This is a genomic window from Aquamicrobium lusatiense (genome assembly GCF_014201615.1).
Taxonomy (GTDB): domain Bacteria; phylum Pseudomonadota; class Alphaproteobacteria; order Rhizobiales; family Rhizobiaceae; genus Mesorhizobium; species Mesorhizobium lusatiense.
The window spans coordinates 1876017-1894820 of the sequence record NZ_JACHEU010000001.1; the positions used below are offsets into that span (position 1 = coordinate 1876017).

An 18804-nucleotide genomic window follows, 5' to 3' on the forward strand; every position below is an offset into this window, starting at 1 on the left:
TCAGGGCATTTCGAGGATTTCGACGCCGGCCGGCAGGGCATCACGGTCTATGGATATGAGGTAATCGTCGAATTTGCGTGCAGGACCCAGATTGCCGAGGCCGCGATCGTCCACCTCCCGGAATTCGCCATCGACATTGCGGCCGATTTTCACGCGCTCGAAAAGGGTGTGAGCGGGGGCATTGCCAAGGGCGTTCTCGTGCCGGAAGACGACCAGCTTGCGCGTAGTCATTTCCCCTCGGGCGGCAGAACGATCATGTTCAAACATGTTTTGCAGCGCTTCGAACAGTTGCTCCAGATCCGCCTCGGAAAAACCTGTGCGCTCCGCGAACTTCGCGGAAACGAAGCCATGCGCGACATAAAGCCCGTAAGGCACGATGTGCTTGCGGCCCATGGTGCGGTTGTCGGTGCGGTCGTCGCCTTCGCTGCCTTCGGCGGCCTTCTTCTTCTCCGCCTCGTTGGTGGCGGCCATGCGCGTGATGGTGATTTCGGCGGGAAGGATGGGCTCAACGGAATTGGCGAAGGTGATCTGCACCGGGCCCTTGACCTGCCCGCAATTGATGCCCGTGGACATCACGGCGCCAAAGGTGCGCACATCATAGAAATTGGCGCACATCCAGTCGCGAAGCTGTTTTGCCTCATCCTCGCCCTTCGGATTCAGTTTCTTGTCGGTTTCCGCCTTCTTGTCATCCGGCCGGAGCGCAACATAGGCCTGCCTGTGCTTTTCATTCAGGATTGCTCCTTCCTGAACATAGATGTGCTGGCCGCTCTGGCCTTCTCTGGCAAGCTCGACATAGTTGCGGATCTTGCGCTTCAGGCTGACGTCCGAAACGAGGCCATGGCTGGTTTCGGGGTCGAGACGCGGCAGGTTTCCGGCGTCCGGGTCGCCATTGGGGTTTCCGTTCTTGACGTCGAAGATCAGCACGAAGTCATGGCGGCGGGAAAGGGTGGTCATTCATCTGCCTCCGTCGGGTCAGTATTCTTGTCGTCGCGCTCACGGAAGAATTCGCTGCGCTGATGGTGATAGCCGATGCCGAACATGGCCTGTTCGGCCGAATTGAGCGAAACCGGAATGGGGTCTCCCGCCGGGTCCATGAGATCGGTAACGGAGGCCAGAAGTTTTTCCAGATTTACCGCCCAACCGGGGTTCTGTTTACGCAGCCTGGAAAAATGGTTTTGTGAGCCGGCATCGAGTGTCCGAAAAACCTTCTGGGGTGTAGCCGAGGCGGACCCGTAGAACTTGTCCTTGATGGTCGCGTTGACGTTGCGGCCGAGCGCGGCGCGCTGGACCTGCTCATAGACGGCGAACAGCCGCCCAAGCACATAGCCCTTATTGTCCTTATAGGCGGGATCAAGCGCCACGGGGGCCTCCATGTTCAGGTTGCGGATGAGAACGGATTTGAGAATGGCCGCGCGCAGTGCGTTGACCTTCCCATCGGCGCGGATGCGGGTGAGTGCCATGGTCAGAAGCGTGAGCGGGTAGGGCGTTCCGGTCAGTATCGAGCGCATCCAGTCGCCGGCCAGATTTGGCGGCACGTTGTCGCGCTTGCCCAGAACGGCCAGATCGTTGAGATAGTGCCAAAGTGGCGGCCAGCCGTCCGGCGCAGGCTCTATCGCCATCTCCTTCAAATATTTCTGGTAGTTGGCTGTCAGCTGGCCAAAATCGTCCTCCCAGTAAAAACGCACCGAGAGCCGCGCCGCATTGGGGGAAAGCCCCAGAACGTGAAAGCGCACGCCGGGGTCGATCTCCGGCAGCACGTCCGTGAGTTTTTGTCCGAGCCTTATGCTTTCAAGCTGGGTGGCGAGAATTTTTGTCTGGAGCTTGTCTTCGGTCTTCGATGTGTCTTCCGCTTCGCCTGTATCGAACATGGCGGCAAAGAAGGATTCCGCCAGTTCGGCCATATGTTTTTCAGCATCGGCCCAAAACACTGTCGAGGCGTCGCCGATCTGGATGCGGTGCCCGCTGCCCTTTTCCAGAAAGCGGTTGAGGGCGGTCGTATAGGCAAAGACCGCAGCTTCGGAGACGGGCGCATTGTCGCCCTGTTCGTGCCCGTAGGAGGTGAAGGCATCGAGGTTGAACGAGACGATGCTGGCGCCTGACGATTGCGCTCCCCATACTCCTTTGATTGATGGGTGCAGCCGTGCGGTGGCCGTCCGTTCTCCGGTTACAAGGCAGATTTGCGGGGCGGAGGCCCCGGCAGCACCGATGCCGTTCCACGCTTGCCGGGCGGCATGACGATCATGCAGGAAGCGTTCACGATATTCCTCGGCCAGAGCAAAGACGATGTTCTGGTCGCGCATCTCTTCCGGCCAGATGGGCGGCACGAAATGTTCGGGACGCCAGCTTTCCAGAAAGCGCAGAAGTGCAAGGAGCCCGGCATCGTCGGTGTCGGAAAGCCATTCGGCATGCGCTTCTCGGAATTTCGCATGCTCATCCGCGGTGCGCTTGCCGTCGCCAGCGGTTACGCCCAACACATAGGCGGACTTGTCCCAAAGAAAGTTCGGCGCGATGCCCACTGTGCGCTTCACCGCCTGCGGCACCAGAACCATTCTCGGGCTACGTTTCTTGTCGTCGCCGCGCAGGTCAATGACCTCGGCCACCGTTCCGTCGCTGTTCAGCACGATGCAGAACCCGATCTTCTCGGAAGAAAACCCGAACGGGGGCGCATCGGGCAGGCGTTCATAGGCGCGCACCAGCGAGGCGATCATGCTCATCGCAGCACCTCAGGGCTGTCGGACGCGGGAACCTCCATTACCCCTTCGTTGAGTGATGCGCGGAAAAACAGTGAGGGGCGGCCCGGTGCCGTGTGATCGATGTCCCATAACATCGTGCCGAGGTCGCGCGGGCTGCCGCCGAATCCGTGCTGCGCATTGACCATGTCCGGGTCGCGTTCGGGGAGGCGCGCGCCGGGGGCGACAAGCTCGAAATGAGCCACGAATTCACGGGTGCCGAGACACGGCTGATTGAAGCACTGCCCGCGTGCCGCGCGGCGGTTGAAGATGTCGAGATGCTTGCCCTCGGTATCGTCAGGGCCTGCCTTTGCCGTCAGCTCGAAATGCGCTTCGATGACATAGGCCGGTGCGACGAGAACGGTCGAGGCGCGCTGCTGGCGGTCTTCGTCGACCAGAAGCTGCAAGCCTGCGAGATCACCGCGGTTCATCGCCTGCTTGATCTTGCCGGCGGGGGCCTTGTGGCCGACCTCGTTTCGGCGGATGGTCTGAAATCGTATCGGCTTGAGCACATGAACGCGGTCGATCACCCATCGGATGGCCGGCTTCCAGTGTATCGCTTCAAGAACACCGCGCGCCGCGGAAGGTGTTATTACATCGAAGCTGTAACGCTCTACCTTGAGTTCCGGACGCGTAAACAGTGCATGCTGCCCCCAGACATGCAACCGAATGCCATATGACATGATTCCCCCAAGTACCTGAATGCAACTTATCCGATAAAAGTCTTCTGGCAACGGATTTTGAAGGTGCGTTGTTTCCGTGGGCAGTTGAGGATGAGACCGGTTCGGGATTTTCCTGAACTTGCTTTTCAATCATATAATGCCGCCCTCAATGCCCAGATAAGGTGCGTTTTCCCACATCAGCCCGACGTCCTCCCGGTAAAGCCGTTCATTGTCGAGCACGCAGAACTGATCGCCGCGCTGCGCCTTCGCATGGAAGCTGGCGTGGCCGTTGGCGATCAGCAGCGTCCGGTCCCTCTGCGGTATCTGGACCGTATAGGCTTGCAGGGCGCGGGCGAGGGTGCCTGAGGAAATTTGGGGCACCGAAAGCTGTCTAACCTGGCTCTGCGCCTCTTCCTCGATCGCGATGATGACCGGGACCATGGCGCTGTCGATCATTCGGAAATCATTCGCGATCCTGCGGAATGGAAAATCCGTTCCGCCGGGCGTGATCAGAAAGTCCGTGACCATCTTCTTTCCAAGGCGTTCGGCCGATTGCTTGAAGTAGACCTCCTCGAACCAGTCGCGGATGGCTTCGGGTGAAAGCAGATTGTGAAAGCGCTCCGCGGTGCTGCGCATCGCTTCGGCGAGCGCCTCTATTTCCCGCGGCGGTTGGTGATCAGGCGCGGAGAACAGGGTCAGCGTGCTTTCTTCCACCCGCCGCCTGCCTTCGCGGTTGATGCGGCCTGCCGTCTGCACACAGGAAGCGAGCCCCGCTTCGGCCCGCCAGCCGACAGGGAAATCGACATCTACACCCGCCTCGATCAGGCTGGTGGCGATCAGCCGGCAAGGTTCGCCAGCTTGCAGCCGTCGCCTGACCTCCTCGAGGATGCGCCTCCGGTGAACTGGATACTGGCGTGTGGTCAGATGCACAGCGCCCTCCAGTTCTTCTGCGCGCGCGGTCTGATAGAGTTGCAGCGCATGTTTGCGGCTGTTGACGACAACCAGCCCTTGCGATTCATTTCGCATCGCCTCGATCAGCGCTTCGTCGCTCATCTCGCCGCCGCGCCTGATGGTGGCGCGGCGAAGCTCGCGGGCCAGCCGGTCGGGATTCGGTGCGAGTTCTCTCCCCGCCAGCGAGAGCACGCCTTCTTTGAGCTGTTTGCTGTCGAATGCCGGCTGGGTCGCCGTGCAGAAGACGATGGTGCAGCCATAGTGCGTGGCCAGTGTGTCGAGCATGCGCAGCGCCGGCAAAAGCAGCTTGCGTGGCAGGCATTGAGCCTCGTCCAGAACGATGATGGAACCGGCTATGTTGTGCAGCTTGCGGCAGCGCGAGGGACGGGCGGCAAACAGGCTTTCAAACAGCTGCACATTGGTGGTCACGATAATCGGTGCCGCCCAATCCTCCATGGCGAGGCGTAGCCTGTCGCGTTGTTCGGAGCCGTATTTTTCCTCTTCGATCGAAGCGTGGTGCTCCAACACGGTATCGCGAAAGATTCCGCGGAAAATGTCCGCCGTTTGGTCGATGATCGAAGTGTAGGGAATTGCGTAGATGATGCGACGGTGTCCGTGCCGGGCGGCGTGATCCAGCGCGAAGCCCATGGATGCCAGCGTCTTGCCGCCTCCGGTGGGCACGGTCAGGGTGAACAGGCCGGGGGCAAGCGCTGCCTGTGCCCGGACATGGGAAAGAATCTCTCCGCGCAGACGGTTGAGGCGGCCTTCGCCGGAGAAACCGGACATATGCGCATCGAAAGCGGCGGTCAGATCGGGCAGGATGTCACCGAAAGTCGGCCACGCGCGATCATGCTGGCGATTCTCGATTTTGTCATAAAAGCCTTCCGTATCGCGGAAATCGGCATCCACGAGACATGAGAAGATCATGCGGACGGCGACGGAGAAGTCGAAGCCGGCATGCGCCGGCCTCATGCGTGCCATGAGCTCCCGTGCTGCGGGCTCGAAGTCTGGCCTCTGAGCCTCGATAATGTCCTTCGAGATCCGATCCTTGTCGGTTTTGACGCGATGTTCAAAACATGCGGCGGAGGCGCCGTGGCGGTCCGGAAGTCCGGCATGATGGCCAAGTATGGTATAAGCCAGCGCCTCGGCCACAAGGCGCATGGGCTTTGGAACCCGGTCGAGCAGCAGGCGCGCGCCTGCAGTAGAGTGGGTGACTTCAACTTTCTCGCCTCGCAGCACGCGGTCGAACTCCGGCGTGTACTTGCCGAAATCGTGAAACCGGGCTGCCAGCGCTGCTGCGGCGCCAAGGCCGAGAGGCGCGCCGCGCGCTTCGGCCAGCTCGCTGCACGCCTCATGGTGATCTTCAAGCGTCTGCCAGTCACTGCGGTGGTCTTTCGTGCCCGAATGCGCGTAATATGGTCCCGTCATCATCCCCCCTTCAACGAAGTCTGCTGCGCTGGGCATCAATTTCAGGTTGCATTATTCACGATGCCGCCTGCGAGCGACAAGCCAGAATGAACGTGATCGCCTGGTAGCGCCAAATTCCTGAACTTGTCCTATGGTGCGCTGCGCGGCTTTGCGCTAGAAGCCGGCATTTCGCCCTTACAAGGTTCCCCGTACAGGGTTCATGGAGTTGGACATAATGCTGAGAGGCTCGCTTACCGCGCTCGTTACGCCGTTCGATCAGGACGGGCGTTTCGACGAGAAAGCCTTTCGCAACCTTGTTGAGTGGCAGATAGCGGAAGGAACGACGGGTCTCGTGCCGGTCGGCACCACGGGCGAGTCGCCCACGCTCTCGCATGACGAACATCGGCGTGTGGTCGAGGTCTGCGTCGAGGTGGCGAAGGGGCGGGTGCCTGTCGTTGCCGGAGCCGGATCGAATAACACGAAGGAAGCCATCGGATTGGCCAGCCATGCCGAAAGCGTCGGTGCGGATGCCGTTCTGGTGGTCACGCCCTATTACAACAAGCCCACGCAGCGCGGGCTCTACGAGCATTTCGCGGCTGTGGCGCGGGCGACCAGCCTGCCGATCATCATCTACAACATTCCGCCGCGCTCGGTCATCGACATGACGCCGGAAACTATGGGTCGTCTGGCGCATAATTTCCCGAACATCGCCGGGGTGAAGGACGCGACCGGCAAGGTCGAGCGCGTCTCGGAGCAGCGCGCCACCTGCGGCAAGGATTTCATCCAGCTTTCGGGCGAGGATGCCTCGGCGCTTGGCTTCAACGCGCATGGGGGCGTCGGCTGCATATCCGTCACCTCCAATGTCGCGCCGCGCCTGTGCGCCGAGTTCCAGCAGGCCACGCTTTCCGGCGACAGCGCGCGAGCGCTGGAATTGCAGGACCGGCTTTTGCCGCTGCACAAGGCGATCTTCGTCGACACCGGCGTGGCCGGAGCGAAATATGCGCTGTCGCGGCTTGGCCGGATCTCCAACGTCGTCCGCTCCCCGCTGGTGACGGCCGAGCCGGAAACCGAAGCGAAGATCGAGGCGGCAATGAAAAGCGCCGGCTTGATAAACTGAGGCCGATGCGCCATCTGTGCGCATTATGAGCCAGAACCGGAAAGCAGATCCCAACAACAAGGTCGCCGCGGAAAACCGCAAGGCGCGCTTCTCCTATGAGGTGCTCGATACGCTCGAAACCGGACTGGTTCTGAGCGGCACCGAGGTGAAGTCGCTGCGCGGCGGCCAGGCGAACATCCAGGAATCCTACGCCTCGGTGGAGGGTGGGGAGCTGTGGCTCATCAATTCCTACCTGCCGGAATATCTGCAGGCCAATCGCTTCAACCATGAGCCACGCCGCCGCCGCAAGCTGCTGGTGTCGAAGCGGGAACTGGCACGGCTGGCCCAGAGCGTCGAGCGCGAAGGCATGACGCTGGTGCCGCTGAAAATCTACTTCAACGATCGCGGCCGCGCCAAACTGCTGCTCGCCGTGGCGCGCGGCAAGAAGCTGCACGACAAGCGCGAGACCGAAAAACAGCGCGACTGGAATCGCGAGAAGGGCCGTCTGCTCAAGGAGCGGGGCTGAGCCGCAGGGCAGCCAATACTCAGCCCGCCGGTCCCTGCGGCTTTGAATCTATTTGCCCAGAAATGCGGCTATATCGCTGAATACGCTGACGAACATGTCTTCCGTCAGCACACCTGTATTGGTGTTGTAGCGCGAGCAGTGATAGCTTGAGAACAAGGTAAGGCCCGCGATCTCGTGGCGTCCGCCATGCTTGAACGGATGCGCCGCCACCCGGCCGCCCAGTGTGCGCACCATCGACTGATGGGCGATGGAGCCCAGCGCCAGCACGGCACTGAGGTTCGGAAAGCTTTCGATGGTGGGAATGAGAAAGCTGCGGCAGGTGGAGATTTCGGGACCCGTCGGCTTGTTCTGCGGCGGCACGCAGCGCACGGCATTGACGATCGCCGTATCGATCAGTTGCAGGCTGTCGTCGGGCCTTGCTTCGAAACGGCCGCGGGCCATGCCGAATCGGATCAGCGTGGAATAGAGAAGATCGCCGGCATAGTCGCCGGTGAAGGGGCGCCCCGTGCGGTTGGCACCGCGCAGGCCGGGAGCAAGCCCGACAATGAGAAAGCGCACCGCTTCCCGCCCCTGCGGGGGCAGGAACGGCGGTACGGGAGCGTTGAACCAGTCTGGTTCCCGCGCGCGCCATTCTGTGATGAAATCATGAAGACGGGGGCACAGCGGACAGTTGCGGTCCGGATCGGTCACAGCCAGCATTGTCGCCACGCTCAGTCGTCGTCTTCCTCATCCTCGTCGGTATGAGCAAGTTCAGCGCGGCGAACCGCCTGTTCTCTGCCGACCTCGCTCTTCAGCGTCATAAGGTCGATGAAATGATCGGCCTGCCGGCGAAGTTCGTCGGAGATCATCGAGGGCTGGGATGCCATGGTGGAGACGACGGAAACCTTGCGTCCGCGCCGCTGCAGCGCTTCAACGAGCGTGCGGAAATCGCCGTCACCGGAGAAGATCACATAGTGATCGACCACATCGGCAAGCTCGAGGGCATCGACGGTAAGCTCGATGTCCATATTGCCCTTGATCTTGCGGCGTCCCGCCGCATCGGTGAATTCCTTGGCCGGTTTGGTGACGACCTTGTAGCCATTGTAATCCAGCCAGTCGATCAGCGGGCGGATCGACGAATATTCCTGATCTTCTACCAGCGCGGTGTAATAGTAGGCGCGAAGAAGATATCCGCGTTTCTGGAAGCTCGACAGTAATTTGCGATAATCTATATCGAAGCCGAGTGAACGCGATGTTGCGTAAAGATTTGCTCCGTCGATGAAGAGAGCAATCTTCTCCCGAGGATCGAACATGGAAAATATCCTTGTGGCAAATATAAAAAAGAAGATGAAACAAGCATCGACTGCATCTTTCAACGATACGCCCGAGCCCCTGCCCATCCAAAAGAGCTATTCCTCCAAATAGCGTCAGCTTCGTGGCAGTCCAATGCTGTTTCCGTATAAATTGCTCACAAGTTTGTGGCACCTGCGTTGCAGCGTTCAAGGGCATGGCTTGTGTTTTTCCGGCATCCGGGTTAATGAGCGCGCCTGTTTTCCGTCAAATCCTTCGCATGAAAGGGGCATCCAATGGCCCGCGTCACCGTTGAAGATTGCATCGACAAGGTCGATAACCGCTTTGAGCTGGTCCTGTTGGCCGGTCATCGTGCCCGCCTGATCAGCCAGGGCGCGCAGATCACCGTTCCGCGCGACAACGACAAGAACCCCGTCGTTGCGCTGCGCGAAATCGCCGAGGAAACCCTTTCGCCGGGCGACCTCAAGGAAGATCTGATCCACTCGCTTCAGAAGCATGTCGAGGTCGACGAGCCGGAGGCCGAGGCCGTCGCAGTTCAGACGGGCGAGCTTCTCGCAGAGGCTGCCGACGAGCCGGAAGAGAACATCACGTTCGACCGCATGTCGGAAGAGGATCTGCTGGCTGGCATCGAAGGCCTTGTCGCACCGGAAAAAAGCGACGATTTCTGACCCTTAGAGGCGAGACCGGCTCTTTCGCCGGCGCTTATTCGCAGTTATCTATGACATGCGTCGCGGTGTTCGCGGCGCATGTTTTATTTTTTGTTGCGAGAGTGCGCCCATGATGCGTCAGTATGAGCTTGTCGAGCGCGTCCAGCGCTACAAGCCGGACGTCAATGAGGCTCTGCTCAACAAGGCCTATGTTTACGCCATGCAGAAGCATGGCCACCAGAAGCGCGCTTCGGGCGATCCCTACTTTTCGCATCCTCTCGAAGTTGCCGCGATTCTCACCGACATGCGGCTTGACGAGGCGACCATTGCCGTCGCTCTCCTGCATGACACGATCGAGGATACCACTGCCACCCGCGCCGAGATCGACGAACTGTTCGGCCCCGAAATGGGCAAGCTCGTCGAGGGGCTGACCAAGCTCAAGAAACTCGATCTGGTTTCCAAGAAGGCTGAGCAGGCGGAAAACCTGCGCAAGCTTTTGCTGGCTATTTCGGAGGACGTGCGCGTTCTTCTGGTCAAGCTGGCTGACCGGCTCCACAATATGCGCACCCTTGGCCACATGCGCGAGGACAAGCGCCTGCGCATCGCCGAGGAAACGATGGAGATCTATGCGCCGCTGGCCGGACGCATGGGCATGCAGGAAATGCGCGAAGAGCTGGAAGAACTGGCCTTCCGCTACATCAATCCTGAAGCGCACCGCATGGTCACCCAGCGGCTGGCCGAGATTTCGGAGCGGGCCAAAGGTGTTCTGTCCGACATCGAAAAGGCGCTGTCGGAACTGTTCGGGAAATATGACATCAAGGCTGAAGTCACCAGCCGTCAGAAGAAGCCGTGGTCCGTCTTCCGCAAGATGGAAACCAAGGCGCTGTCCTTCGAGCAGCTCTCCGACATATTCGGCTTCCGCGTCGTGGTGGACAAGATCGAGGATTGCTATCTGGCGCTGGGTGCCATCCACACCACATGGTCGATGGTGCCCGGCCGCTTCAAGGATTACATTTCGACGCCCAAGCAGAACGGCTACCAGTCGATCCACACCACGATCGTGGGGCCGTCGCGCCAGCGTGTCGAATTGCAGATCCGCACGCTCTCCATGAACGAAGTGGCGGAGTACGGCGTGGCCGCGCACTCCATCTACAAGGATGGAACCTCGAAGAACGGGGCGGGGCGTGACGTTTCCAGCGAAACCAGCGCCTATGCCTGGCTGCGGCGTACCATCGAGCAGCTTTCGGAAGGCGACAATCCCGAAGATTTTCTTGAGAACACCAAGCTGGAGTTGTTTCAGGATCAGGTGTTCTGCTTTACGCCAAAGGGCATGGTCATCGCTTTGCCGCGCGGTGCGACGCCTATCGATTTCGCCTATGCGGTGCATACTGATGTCGGCGACAGCTGCGTCGGCGCCAAGGTCAATGGCCGCATCATGCCTCTGATGACCGAGCTGAAGAACGGCGACGAGGTCGAGATCATCCGCTCCAAGGCGCAGGTGCCGCCGGCGGCGTGGGAATCTATCGTCGTCACCGGCAAGGCGCGTTCCGCCATTCGCCGCGCGACCAAGAACGCCATTCGCAAACAGTATTCCGGCCTTGGCATGCGCATTCTCGAGCGCGCCTTCGAGCGCACCGGCAAGCCTTTCACCAAGGAGAGCCTGAAGCCGGTGCTGCCGCGGCTGGCGCGCAAGGATATCGAAGACGTGCTCTCGTCGGTGGGGCGCGGCGAGCTGTCCTCGGCCGATGTCATCAAGGCGGTGTTCCCCGACTACAAGGACGAGCGTGTCACCACGCCGGTCCCGAAGCAGCGCGAGGAAGGCTGGTCCCGTATCCGCAACGCCGCCGGCATGATTTTCCAGATGCCGGGGCGTTCTTCCCGCAAGGGCAAGAGCCAGCCAAAGGATGATGCTCTGCCGATCCGGGGCGTGCGCGGCGATCTGCCGGTGACCTTTGCGCCGGAAGGCGCGGTGCCCGGCGATCGCATCGTCGGCATCATCCAGCCCGGAGCGGGCATCACCATCTATCCGATCCAGTCGCCGTCACTGACCGCCTTTGACGATCAGCCCGAACGCTGGATCGACGTGCGCTGGGATATCGACGAGAACAACCGCGAGCGTTTCCCCGCCCGCATCTCGGTCACGGCCATCAATGCACCGGGTTCGCTTGCCGATATCGCGCAGGTGGTTGCATCGAACGACGCCAACATCCATACGCTGTCGATGGTTCGCACCGCACCCGACTTCACCGAGATGCTGATCGACATCGAAGTGTGGGACGTGAAGCATCTGAACCGGCTGCTGTCGCAGCTCAAGGAGAATGGCAGCGTCAGCACCGCGCGCCGGGTGAATGGCTGACCGCTGCAGCAACCTGTCTGAAACGGAATTCGAGACCAGATGAATACTGCCGAAGTGCTTGATGTTTTCCGCTCCGCCGGCGCCGTGCTGGAGGGCCATTTCATTCTCACCTCGGGTCTGAGAAGCCCAGTCTTCCTGCAGAAGGCGCGCGTGTTCATGCATGCCGACAAGACCGAGAAGCTGTGCAGGGCGCTGGCGGACCGTATCCGCGCCGAGGTCGACGGCAGGATCGACTATGTTGTCGGCCCCGCAATCGGCGGTCTGATCCCGGCATATGAGACTTCGCGCCATCTTGGCGTGCCTGCCGTCTGGGTGGAGCGCGAGCAGGGCGTGTTCAGGCTGCGCCGCTTCGAGTTGGAGAAGGGCGCGCGCGTCGTCATCGTGGAGGACATCGTCACCACCGGCCTGTCGATCCGCGAAACCATCGCCTGCCTGCGCGATCTGGGGGCCGAGGTCGTGGCCGCCGCCTGCATCATCGACCGTTCGGCCGGCAAGACCGATGTCGGCGTGCCGCTGATCGCGCTGGCCGAATATGAGGTGCCGGCCTATCCGGCCGATGCGCTGCCTCCCGAGCTTGCCGCCATTCCCGCGGTGAAGCCCGGCAGCCGCAACATCTGATACGCCATGATCATCGGCATCGGCAGCGACCTGATCGATATCCGCCGGGTGGAGAAGTCGCTCGAACGTTTCGGCGAGCGCTTCATTCAGCGTGTATACACTGATATCGAGCAGGCCCGCTCCGAGGCCCGGCGCGGCCGGGCGGCCTCCTACGCCAAGCGCTTCGCTGCCAAGGAGGCTTGCGCCAAGGCGCTGGGCACGGGCATTTCCCATGGCGTGTTCTGGCGCGACATGGGCGTGGTGAACCTGCCCGGTGGCAAGCCGACCATGGCGCTGACCGGCGGTGCGGCCGTGCAACTGACGAAGATGCTGCCGCCCGGACATGAGGCATCCATCCACCTGACCATAACTGACGACTATCCGCTCGCTCAGGCTTTCGTGATCATCGAGGCGTTGCCGGCGGGGCAGGAGCTCTAAGGCGGGGCGCACGGTTCGCCGCCATAACGCCACATTGATCGTGCCTCACCGCCAGCTTGCGTTTTATCCGGGCGTTGCCCCCGGCGCGTTCAACGCTTATAGAACCAACGCATGAACGAGGACGACATGAGCGTGGCGGATAAATCCCAGAAGAAATCGGGCGGACTTGGCGAAACCTTCAGCGTCATCGTCCAGGCGCTTCTTCTCGCGTTCGTCATCCGCACCCTGCTGTTCCAGCCTTTCTCCATTCCGTCCGGCTCCATGCGCCCGACCCTGCTGGAAGGCGATTACCTGTTCGTCACCAAATGGGCTTACGGCTATTCGCGCTATTCGCTGCCGCTCTCGCCGAACCTGTTCTCCGGCCGCATCTGGGGCGGCGAGCCGGAGCGCGGCGATGTTGTGGTGTTCAAGTTTCCGCCGAACCCCTCGGTTGATTACATCAAGCGCGTCATCGGCCTTCCGGGCGACAAGGTACAGATGCGCGGCGGCCAGGTCTTCATCAACGACGTCGCGGTGCCGCGCGAGAAGGTCGGCCAGATCGACAATCCCGACATTACGGAAGTTTCCCGTCCGGTTGACGTTTACCGCGAGACGCTGCCCAACGGCGTGAGCTTCGACACGCTCGACCTGACGCCCAACGGCATCGGCGACGATACGCGCGAGTTCATCGTGCCCGATGGCCATTATTTCATGCTGGGCGACAACCGCGACAATTCCGCCGACAGCCGCTTCAGCGTCGGCTTCGTGCCCTATGACCATCTGGTCGGCCGCGCCAACATCATCTTCTTCTCGATTGCCGGGGGCGCCAGCCCGCTGGAAATCTGGAAGTGGCCGAGCGAGGTGCGTTTCGGCCGCCTGTTCGATTTCATCCGCTAGTTCCATGGCTGCCCCCAAGAGGTTGACCGCCGAACAGCTTGCCGAAGCGGTTCGGGAGCGAACCGGCCACACATTCCGCGACCAGCAGCGTCTGCAACGGGCGCTGACCCATGCCAGCGCCCGCAGTGCCCATGCGGGGCTCGACTACGAGCGCTTTGAATTTCTCGGCGACCGGGTGCTGGGGCTGGTGGTGGCCGACATGCTGCTTGCCGCCTATCCCGACGCCGTGGAAGGCGAGCTTTCCCTGCGTCTGAATGCGCTGGTCAATGCCGAGGCGCTTTCCGAAATCGCCGAGGAAATCGGTCTCACCGAGCTGATCCGCGCGGGTGCCGATGTGCGCAATCTGGCCGAGCGCAAGCGCGTCAATCTGCGCGCGGATGCGCTGGAATCGCTGATCGCGGTTCTTTATCTCGATGGCGGGCTGGAGGCCGCGCGCGCCTTCATTCATCGCTATTGGAAGCCGCGGTCTCAGGCCATGGCCAGAGCGAAGCGCGATCCCAAGACGGAATTGCAGGAATGGGCCCATCAGGCCGCATCGGCCACGCCATCCTACAAGGTGGAAGGTCGCGAGGGGCCGGATCACGATCCGGTGTTCACCGTCAGTGTCGCGGTCGGCAAATTTGCCCCGGCGCAGGGACGGGGCCGGTCGAAGCGCGAAGCCGAGCAGGCGGCCGCCACCGCCTTGCTGGTGCGCGAAGGAGTGTGGGCTGATGAAGGACATGCAGCATGAGCGAAACTGAGAATGTGCCCGCCACCCGCTCCGGTTTTGTGGCGCTGATCGGCGCGCCGAATGCCGGCAAGTCCACGCTCGTAAACCAGCTTGTCGGCACCAAGGTGTCGATTGTCACGCATAAGGTGCAGACGACGCGCGCTCTGGTGCGCGGCATCGCCACCCATCATGCCGCGCAGATCGTGTTCATCGACACGCCCGGCATCTTCAAGCCGCGCCGGCGGCTGGATACGGCGATGGTCACAACTGCATGGGGCGGGGCGAAGGATGCCGATGTCGTGCTGGTGCTGATCGATGCCGAACGCGGCATCAAGGGCGACGCCGATGCGCTGCTCGATCGTCTGGCCGATGTGCGCCAGCCGAAAATTCTGGTGCTCAACAAGGTCGACCGCGTCAAGCGGGAGAACCTGCTGGCGCTGGCCTCCGCTGCGAATGAACGAGTAGCCTTCGAGCGCACCTTCATGGTTTCCGCGCTCACCGGCTCCGGCTGTGAGGATCTGCTCGACTATCTGGCTGAAAAGCTGCCGGCCGGGCCCTGGTATTACCCGGAAGACCAGATTTCGGATCTGCCGATGCGCCAGCTTGCCGCCGAGATCACCCGCGAAAAGCTCTATCTGCGCCTGCATCAGGAGCTTCCCTATTCCTCTCACGTCGAGACGGAGAGGTGGGAGGAGAAGAAGGACGGCTCGGTGCGCATCGAGCAGGTGATCTATGTCGAGCGCGACAGCCAGAAGAAGATCGTTCTCGGTCACAAGGGCGAAACCATCCGCGCGATCGGCGAAAGTTCGCGCAAGGAGATCGGCGAAATCCTCGATCAGAAGGTGCACCTGTTCCTGTTCGTGAAGGTGCGCGAGAACTGGGGCGACGATCCCGAGCGCTACCGTGAAATGGGTCTGGATTTCCCGCATTGACGGGCTGCGCTTGATTTCGCTGATGAAGCGGTGAAAAGCTCCTGCCATGGAATGGAGAGACGAGGGAATCATTCTCGGAACCCGCAGGCATGGCGAAACCAGCGTCATCCTCGAAGTGATGACGCGCACGCACGGCCGGCACATGGGCATGGTGCGCGGCGGGCGCTCGCGCCGGCTGCAGCCGGTTCTCCAGCCCGGCAACCGCGTCGACCTGATCTGGCGCGCGCGGCTTGACGAGCATCTGGGCACATTTCAGGCCGAGGCTCTGGAAATGAATGCGGCGCGGCTGATGGACAGCGCCGTGGCTGTCTACGGAATCCAGCTTGTCGCCGCGCATCTGCGCCTGCTGCCGGAGCGGGATTCCCATGGCATGCTCTACGAGGCGCTCATGGTCATGGTCGAGCATCTTGCCGACCCCGAGGCCGCGGGCGAGCTTCTCGCAAGGTTCGAGCTTATGGTGCTGGAGGAACTGGGCTTCGGCCTCGATCTGAGCGAATGCGCGGCCACCGGCGCGCGCACGGAGCTCGTCTATGTCTCGCCGAAATCAGGTCGGGCGGTGTCGCGGGAGGCGGGCCGGCCCTGGCACGACAGGATGCTGGCGCTGCCCGCCTTTCTCGAGCAGGGGCCGGGCTGCCGTGCCGACGAGGCAGCCCTCGAAGACGCCTTTCGTCTTTCATCGTATTTCCTCAACCGCCATGTCTATGAACCGCGCGGCATCGAGCCCCCCGATGCGCGTGCCGGTTTCCTGACGGCGCTGCGCCGGTATTACTCCGCCGCAAGGGCGCTGGACGGAGGCACAGCCGCATGAGGTCCGCACGGCATATCGTCCGTGGCGGCACCTCACCGAACTAAGGGGCGCTCATGTACGAGCTTGCAATAATTGCCGTCATCGTTCTCTTCGTGATCGCCGCGAGACAGCAGAAGCGGCTGAACCGCGTCGAGGCGGACCTCGTTGCACTGCGTAAGTCTTATGAGGAAGGTGCCCGGCCGGTCGTTGCCGCCGTGGAGGCAGCCAGCACGCCTTCCATTTCAGAGCTTGCTGAACCGCTTTCGGCGAAAGAGCCGGTTGAGGCAGGGGAGGCAGCTCCTCCCGAAACGGACGATGCCATCGAAGACGCCGATGGACCGTGGGGAAAGACGGCCGTGGCGGCGAAAGTCGAGGCAGAGGAAATTGCCACCGCGCCGGTACCGGAAATTGCCACCGCGCCGGTACCGGAAAAGGCCAGACGCGACATAGAAACCGCGCTCGGCACGCGCTGGGCCGTCTGGGTCGGTGGTGTCGCGCTGGCGCTCGGCGGGCTGTTCCTGGTGCGCTACACCATCGAGGCCGGCATATTCGGTCCCCGCGTGCGCCTCACCATGGCAGCCCTGTTCGGCATGCTGCTCGTCGCGGCGGGCGAATTCGTGCGCCGCCGGGGCTGGAAGGTGCCGGTGGCCGGCGCTGCCGCTGCCTATATACCGGCGATCCTGACTGCCGCCGGCGCATTCACTCTGTTCGGCGCGGTGTTTGCCGCCCATGCCGTCTATGGCTTCCTCGGGGCGGCAAGCGCCTTCTTCCTGCTGGGAATTATCGCGGTCGCAACCATAGTCGCGGCGCTCGTCCACGGACAGGCGCTTGCCGGCATCGGACTGCTCGGCGCGCTGGCGACGCCTGCTCTGGTGTCCAGCCAGTCGCCCAACGCCTGGGCGCTGTTCGGCTATCTGGCAATCGTTCTGGTTGCGGCCGCCATCATCGCGCGCATGCGCCGATGGCGCTTCCTCATCTCGGCGGTTTTCGTCGGCACAGGCATCTGGACGTTGCTCTACCTTGGAACCGTCCCGGTACAGGCCCCCATGGTCGTCACCGTGTTCAGCGCGGTTGTCCTTGCCGTGCTGGTCTTCATATGGCTTTCCGGGCCGGCGGACGAAGATGAGAAAGCGGACCTGGTGTCGATCATTCCGGCCTTCTTTACCGGCGTGACCGCTCTTTTCATGTTCGTTCTTGCCAGTGCCAGCCCGTGGCAGCCGGCATTCATCGTGGCGATGATGCTGGTGGCCGCGTTCTGGCGTCCGGCCTCTGTCGCCACCCTTCATGCCGCCGGTATCGTCACGGTGCTTGCTTCCATTCAGATGATGCCGGTCTTCGACCTCTATGCCGGATGGTCTGCAGGTCCGGTCATGATCGACGGGGTGGCGCGAATGGTGCGGGGCGGCTTGACCCTGCCGGTCAGCCTGTTCCTCGGGCTGCTGTTCCTGGCTGCGGGTTTTGTTGCCGCGCGCCGCCATCTGCTGCGATCGCCATGGTTGTCCGCAACATGGGTCTTCTGGGCCGTGAGCGTGCCGCTGATGCTTCTGGTGTCGTCGTGGGTGACATTCGGCAACATCGATCAGGATTATCTGCGCGCTGGCGTGGCCTTGCTCCTGTGCATTGGCTTTGTGGCGGCCGCAGAATGGCTGGCGCGGGCTGAACAGCCGCCGCTGGCTGGCGGCGCGGCGGTTTCCTGTGCGCTTGCCGGGGCAACGGCGGCTGCGTTGCTGTTCCTGCATATGGGCTTCGGTTCCGGCATGACCACGGTGCTGGCCGGTGCTTTTGCCGTGGTGCCGGCTCTGGCCACACGTCACCGCTCTTATCCGGTGCTGGGCTGGCTTTCCGTGGCGGCCCTCGTCACCGTGCTGGCTCGCGTGGCGTTCGATCCGACCATCGTGGGAGCTGAGTTCCTGTCGCGCACGCCGGTGTTCAACTGGCTGCTGCCCGGCTATGGCGTGCCGGCTCTGGCATTCGGCTTCGCGGCCTGGCAGCTTGCCCGCACCACTGCGGGGCGTCCGCGCCTGATCATGGAGGCTGGTTCGGCCCTGTTCGCGCTGCTCACTGTGGCCATGCTGGTGCGCCACGCCATGCATGGCGGGGTGATCTCCTCCGGTGCGCCGACACTTGCCGAACAGGCGATCTACACGCTGATCGCGCTTGGCGCCGGCGGCATTCTCATCTCGCTCGACATGCGTTCGCCGAGTTCCGTCCTGCGTATCGGATCGCTGGCGGCCGGCGTGGTGTCGGCGCTGTTCATCTGCGGCCAGCATTTCATTGCCCTCAACCCGCTGGTCACCGACGAGTCGACCGGGCGCATTCCGGTGTTCAATCTCCTGTTCCTCGCCTATCTGCTGCCGGCCGTGGCGGCCTTCGCGCTGGCCTGGTATGCGCGCGGCAAGCGCCCCAAATGGTACTCGGCGATGCTGGCGCTGCTCGGCGCGCTGCTTGCCTTCGCCTATGCCACCCTGTCGGTGCGCCGCCTGTTCAAGGGCGAATACATTGCCTGGTGGAGCGGCATGGAGCAGGTGGAAACCTATTCCTATTCGGCCCTGTGGCTGGCAATGGGCGTGGTTCTGCTGGTCGCCGGCGTGCGCTTCGGCTCGCAGGTGCTGCGCATCGCATCGGCCGCGCTGATTTCGATTGCGGTGCTCAAGGTATTCCTGTTCGATATGTCCGAACTGGAAGGTGTGCTGCGGGCTCTGTCCTTCATCGGGCTTGGCGGGGTGCTGATCGGCATCGGCCTTTTCTATCAGCGTCTGCTGACGCGCTCGGCGGCAGCGGGACGCAGCGAGGTCTGAAGC

Annotated in this window: 17 protein-coding genes; 11 read left to right on the forward strand and 6 right to left on the reverse strand. The window is 62.0% G+C overall.

Features of this window, described 5'->3' with window-relative positions:
- The 4 genes from cas7c to cas3 all read right to left on the reverse strand — a co-directional run bounded on the left by cas7c (window position 1) and on the right by cas3 (window position 5773).
- Window positions 1-954: a type I-C CRISPR-associated protein Cas7/Csd2 gene (cas7c, locus tag HNR59_RS08945; RefSeq protein ID WP_183828828.1), complete on the reverse strand. Its 954-nt coding sequence runs from the start codon at window positions 952-954 to the stop codon at window positions 1-3.
- The gene (cas8c, locus tag HNR59_RS08950; protein ID WP_183828830.1) at window positions 951-2714 is read right to left on the reverse strand and encodes a type I-C CRISPR-associated protein Cas8c/Csd1; all 1764 of its coding nucleotides are present in this window, start codon (window positions 2712-2714) and stop codon (window positions 951-953) included. The genes cas7c and cas8c overlap by 4 nt, the downstream gene beginning before the upstream one ends.
- On the reverse strand, window positions 2711-3412 hold the full coding sequence (cas5c, locus tag HNR59_RS08955) for a type I-C CRISPR-associated protein Cas5c (RefSeq protein ID WP_183828832.1): 702 nt from the start codon (window positions 3410-3412) through the stop codon (window positions 2711-2713). The genes cas8c and cas5c overlap by 4 nt, the downstream gene beginning before the upstream one ends.
- A gap of 129 nt (window positions 3413-3541) precedes the next feature.
- Window positions 3542-5773, reverse strand: coding sequence for a CRISPR-associated helicase Cas3' (cas3, locus tag HNR59_RS08960; protein ID WP_246374546.1), 2232 nt, complete (start codon window positions 5771-5773; stop codon window positions 3542-3544).
- 211 nt (window positions 5774-5984) lie between these two features.
- On the opposite strand from cas3, the gene dapA reads away from it, so the two are divergent.
- Both dapA and smpB read left to right on the forward strand, forming a co-directional pair.
- Complete coding sequence (gene dapA, locus HNR59_RS08965; protein WP_183828834.1) at window positions 5985-6866, forward strand: 4-hydroxy-tetrahydrodipicolinate synthase; 882 nt, start codon at window positions 5985-5987, stop codon at window positions 6864-6866.
- Window positions 6867-6891: 25 nt separating this feature from the next.
- The gene (gene smpB / locus HNR59_RS08970; RefSeq protein ID WP_183828836.1) at window positions 6892-7371 is read left to right on the forward strand and encodes an SsrA-binding protein SmpB; all 480 of its coding nucleotides are present in this window, start codon (window positions 6892-6894) and stop codon (window positions 7369-7371) included.
- Between the two features lie 48 nt (window positions 7372-7419).
- Here smpB and HNR59_RS08975 read toward each other — a convergent pair whose 3' ends face one another.
- A complete protein-coding gene (locus tag HNR59_RS08975; RefSeq protein ID WP_183828839.1) occupies window positions 7420-8070 on the reverse strand; it encodes a uracil-DNA glycosylase in 651 nt (216 codons plus the stop codon).
- Window positions 8071-8081: 11 nt separating this feature from the next.
- Entirely contained in the window at window positions 8082-8663 is a 582-nt protein-coding gene (locus HNR59_RS08980) for a LabA-like NYN domain-containing protein (RefSeq protein ID WP_183828842.1), read from the reverse strand.
- A 273-nt stretch (window positions 8664-8936) separates the two neighbouring features.
- On the opposite strand from HNR59_RS08980, the gene rpoZ reads away from it, so the two are divergent.
- The 9 genes from rpoZ to HNR59_RS09025 all read left to right on the forward strand — a co-directional run bounded on the left by rpoZ (window position 8937) and on the right by HNR59_RS09025 (window position 18801).
- Window positions 8937-9329, forward strand: coding sequence for a DNA-directed RNA polymerase subunit omega (gene rpoZ, locus HNR59_RS08985; protein ID WP_183828845.1), 393 nt, complete (start codon window positions 8937-8939; stop codon window positions 9327-9329).
- A gap of 109 nt (window positions 9330-9438) precedes the next feature.
- Window positions 9439-11664 (forward strand): RelA/SpoT family protein, encoded by a 2226-nt coding sequence (locus tag HNR59_RS08990; protein WP_183828848.1) that lies wholly within the window; start codon window positions 9439-9441, stop codon window positions 11662-11664.
- A gap of 39 nt (window positions 11665-11703) precedes the next feature.
- The gene (gene pyrE, locus HNR59_RS08995) at window positions 11704-12282 is read left to right on the forward strand and encodes an orotate phosphoribosyltransferase (protein WP_183828851.1); all 579 of its coding nucleotides are present in this window, start codon (window positions 11704-11706) and stop codon (window positions 12280-12282) included.
- Window positions 12283-12288: 6 nt separating this feature from the next.
- Window positions 12289-12699, forward strand: coding sequence for a holo-ACP synthase (gene acpS / locus HNR59_RS09000; protein ID WP_183828855.1), 411 nt, complete (start codon window positions 12289-12291; stop codon window positions 12697-12699).
- A 126-nt stretch (window positions 12700-12825) separates the two neighbouring features.
- The gene (lepB, locus tag HNR59_RS09005) at window positions 12826-13575 is read left to right on the forward strand and encodes a signal peptidase I (RefSeq protein ID WP_183831472.1); all 750 of its coding nucleotides are present in this window, start codon (window positions 12826-12828) and stop codon (window positions 13573-13575) included.
- A gap of 4 nt (window positions 13576-13579) precedes the next feature.
- A complete protein-coding gene (rnc, locus tag HNR59_RS09010; RefSeq protein WP_183828858.1) occupies window positions 13580-14305 on the forward strand; it encodes a ribonuclease III in 726 nt (241 codons plus the stop codon).
- Window positions 14302-15216, forward strand: a complete 915-nt coding sequence (gene era / locus HNR59_RS09015) for a GTPase Era (protein WP_183828861.1) — start codon at window positions 14302-14304, stop codon at window positions 15214-15216. Before rnc ends, era begins: the two co-directional genes overlap by 4 nt.
- Before the next feature lie 46 nt (window positions 15217-15262).
- Window positions 15263-16024 carry a DNA repair protein RecO gene (gene recO, locus HNR59_RS09020; protein ID WP_183828864.1) on the forward strand — a complete coding sequence of 254 codons (762 nt, stop codon included), beginning with the start codon at window positions 15263-15265 and terminating at the stop codon, window positions 16022-16024.
- A gap of 53 nt (window positions 16025-16077) precedes the next feature.
- Window positions 16078-18801 (forward strand): DUF2339 domain-containing protein, encoded by a 2724-nt coding sequence (locus HNR59_RS09025; RefSeq protein WP_183828867.1) that lies wholly within the window; start codon window positions 16078-16080, stop codon window positions 18799-18801.
- Window positions 18802-18804 lie beyond the last annotated feature (3 nt).

Bases quoted from the DNA above. Each gene is read 5' to 3' on its own strand.
- acpS (WP_183828855.1), top strand. From the start codon at position 12,289: ATGATCATCGGCATCGGCAGCGACCTGATCGATATCCGCCGGGTGGAG.
- era (WP_183828861.1), top strand. From the start codon at position 14,302: ATGAGCGAAACTGAGAATGTGCCCGCCACCCGCTCCGGTTTTGTGGCG.
- cas3 (WP_246374546.1), bottom strand. From the start codon at position 5,773: ATGATGACGGGACCATATTACGCGCATTCGGGCACGAAAGACCACCGC.
- dapA (WP_183828834.1), top strand. From the start codon at position 5,985: ATGCTGAGAGGCTCGCTTACCGCGCTCGTTACGCCGTTCGATCAGGAC.
- cas7c (WP_183828828.1), bottom strand. From the start codon at position 954: ATGACCACCCTTTCCCGCCGCCATGACTTCGTGCTGATCTTCGACGTC.
- pyrE (WP_183828851.1), top strand. From the start codon at position 11,704: ATGAATACTGCCGAAGTGCTTGATGTTTTCCGCTCCGCCGGCGCCGTG.
- cas8c (WP_183828830.1), bottom strand. From the start codon at position 2,714: ATGAGCATGATCGCCTCGCTGGTGCGCGCCTATGAACGCCTGCCCGAT.
- smpB (WP_183828836.1), top strand. From the start codon at position 6,892: ATGAGCCAGAACCGGAAAGCAGATCCCAACAACAAGGTCGCCGCGGAA.
- HNR59_RS08990 (WP_183828848.1), top strand. From the start codon at position 9,439: ATGATGCGTCAGTATGAGCTTGTCGAGCGCGTCCAGCGCTACAAGCCG.
- HNR59_RS08975 (WP_183828839.1), bottom strand. From the start codon at position 8,070: ATGCTGGCTGTGACCGATCCGGACCGCAACTGTCCGCTGTGCCCCCGT.
- HNR59_RS09025 (WP_183828867.1), top strand. From the start codon at position 16,078: ATGTACGAGCTTGCAATAATTGCCGTCATCGTTCTCTTCGTGATCGCC.
- rpoZ (WP_183828845.1), top strand. From the start codon at position 8,937: ATGGCCCGCGTCACCGTTGAAGATTGCATCGACAAGGTCGATAACCGC.
- HNR59_RS08980 (WP_183828842.1), bottom strand. From the start codon at position 8,663: ATGTTCGATCCTCGGGAGAAGATTGCTCTCTTCATCGACGGAGCAAAT.
- rnc (WP_183828858.1), top strand. From the start codon at position 13,580: ATGGCTGCCCCCAAGAGGTTGACCGCCGAACAGCTTGCCGAAGCGGTT.
- recO (WP_183828864.1), top strand. From the start codon at position 15,263: ATGGAATGGAGAGACGAGGGAATCATTCTCGGAACCCGCAGGCATGGC.
- lepB (WP_183831472.1), top strand. From the start codon at position 12,826: ATGAGCGTGGCGGATAAATCCCAGAAGAAATCGGGCGGACTTGGCGAA.
- cas5c (WP_183828832.1), bottom strand. From the start codon at position 3,412: ATGTCATATGGCATTCGGTTGCATGTCTGGGGGCAGCATGCACTGTTT.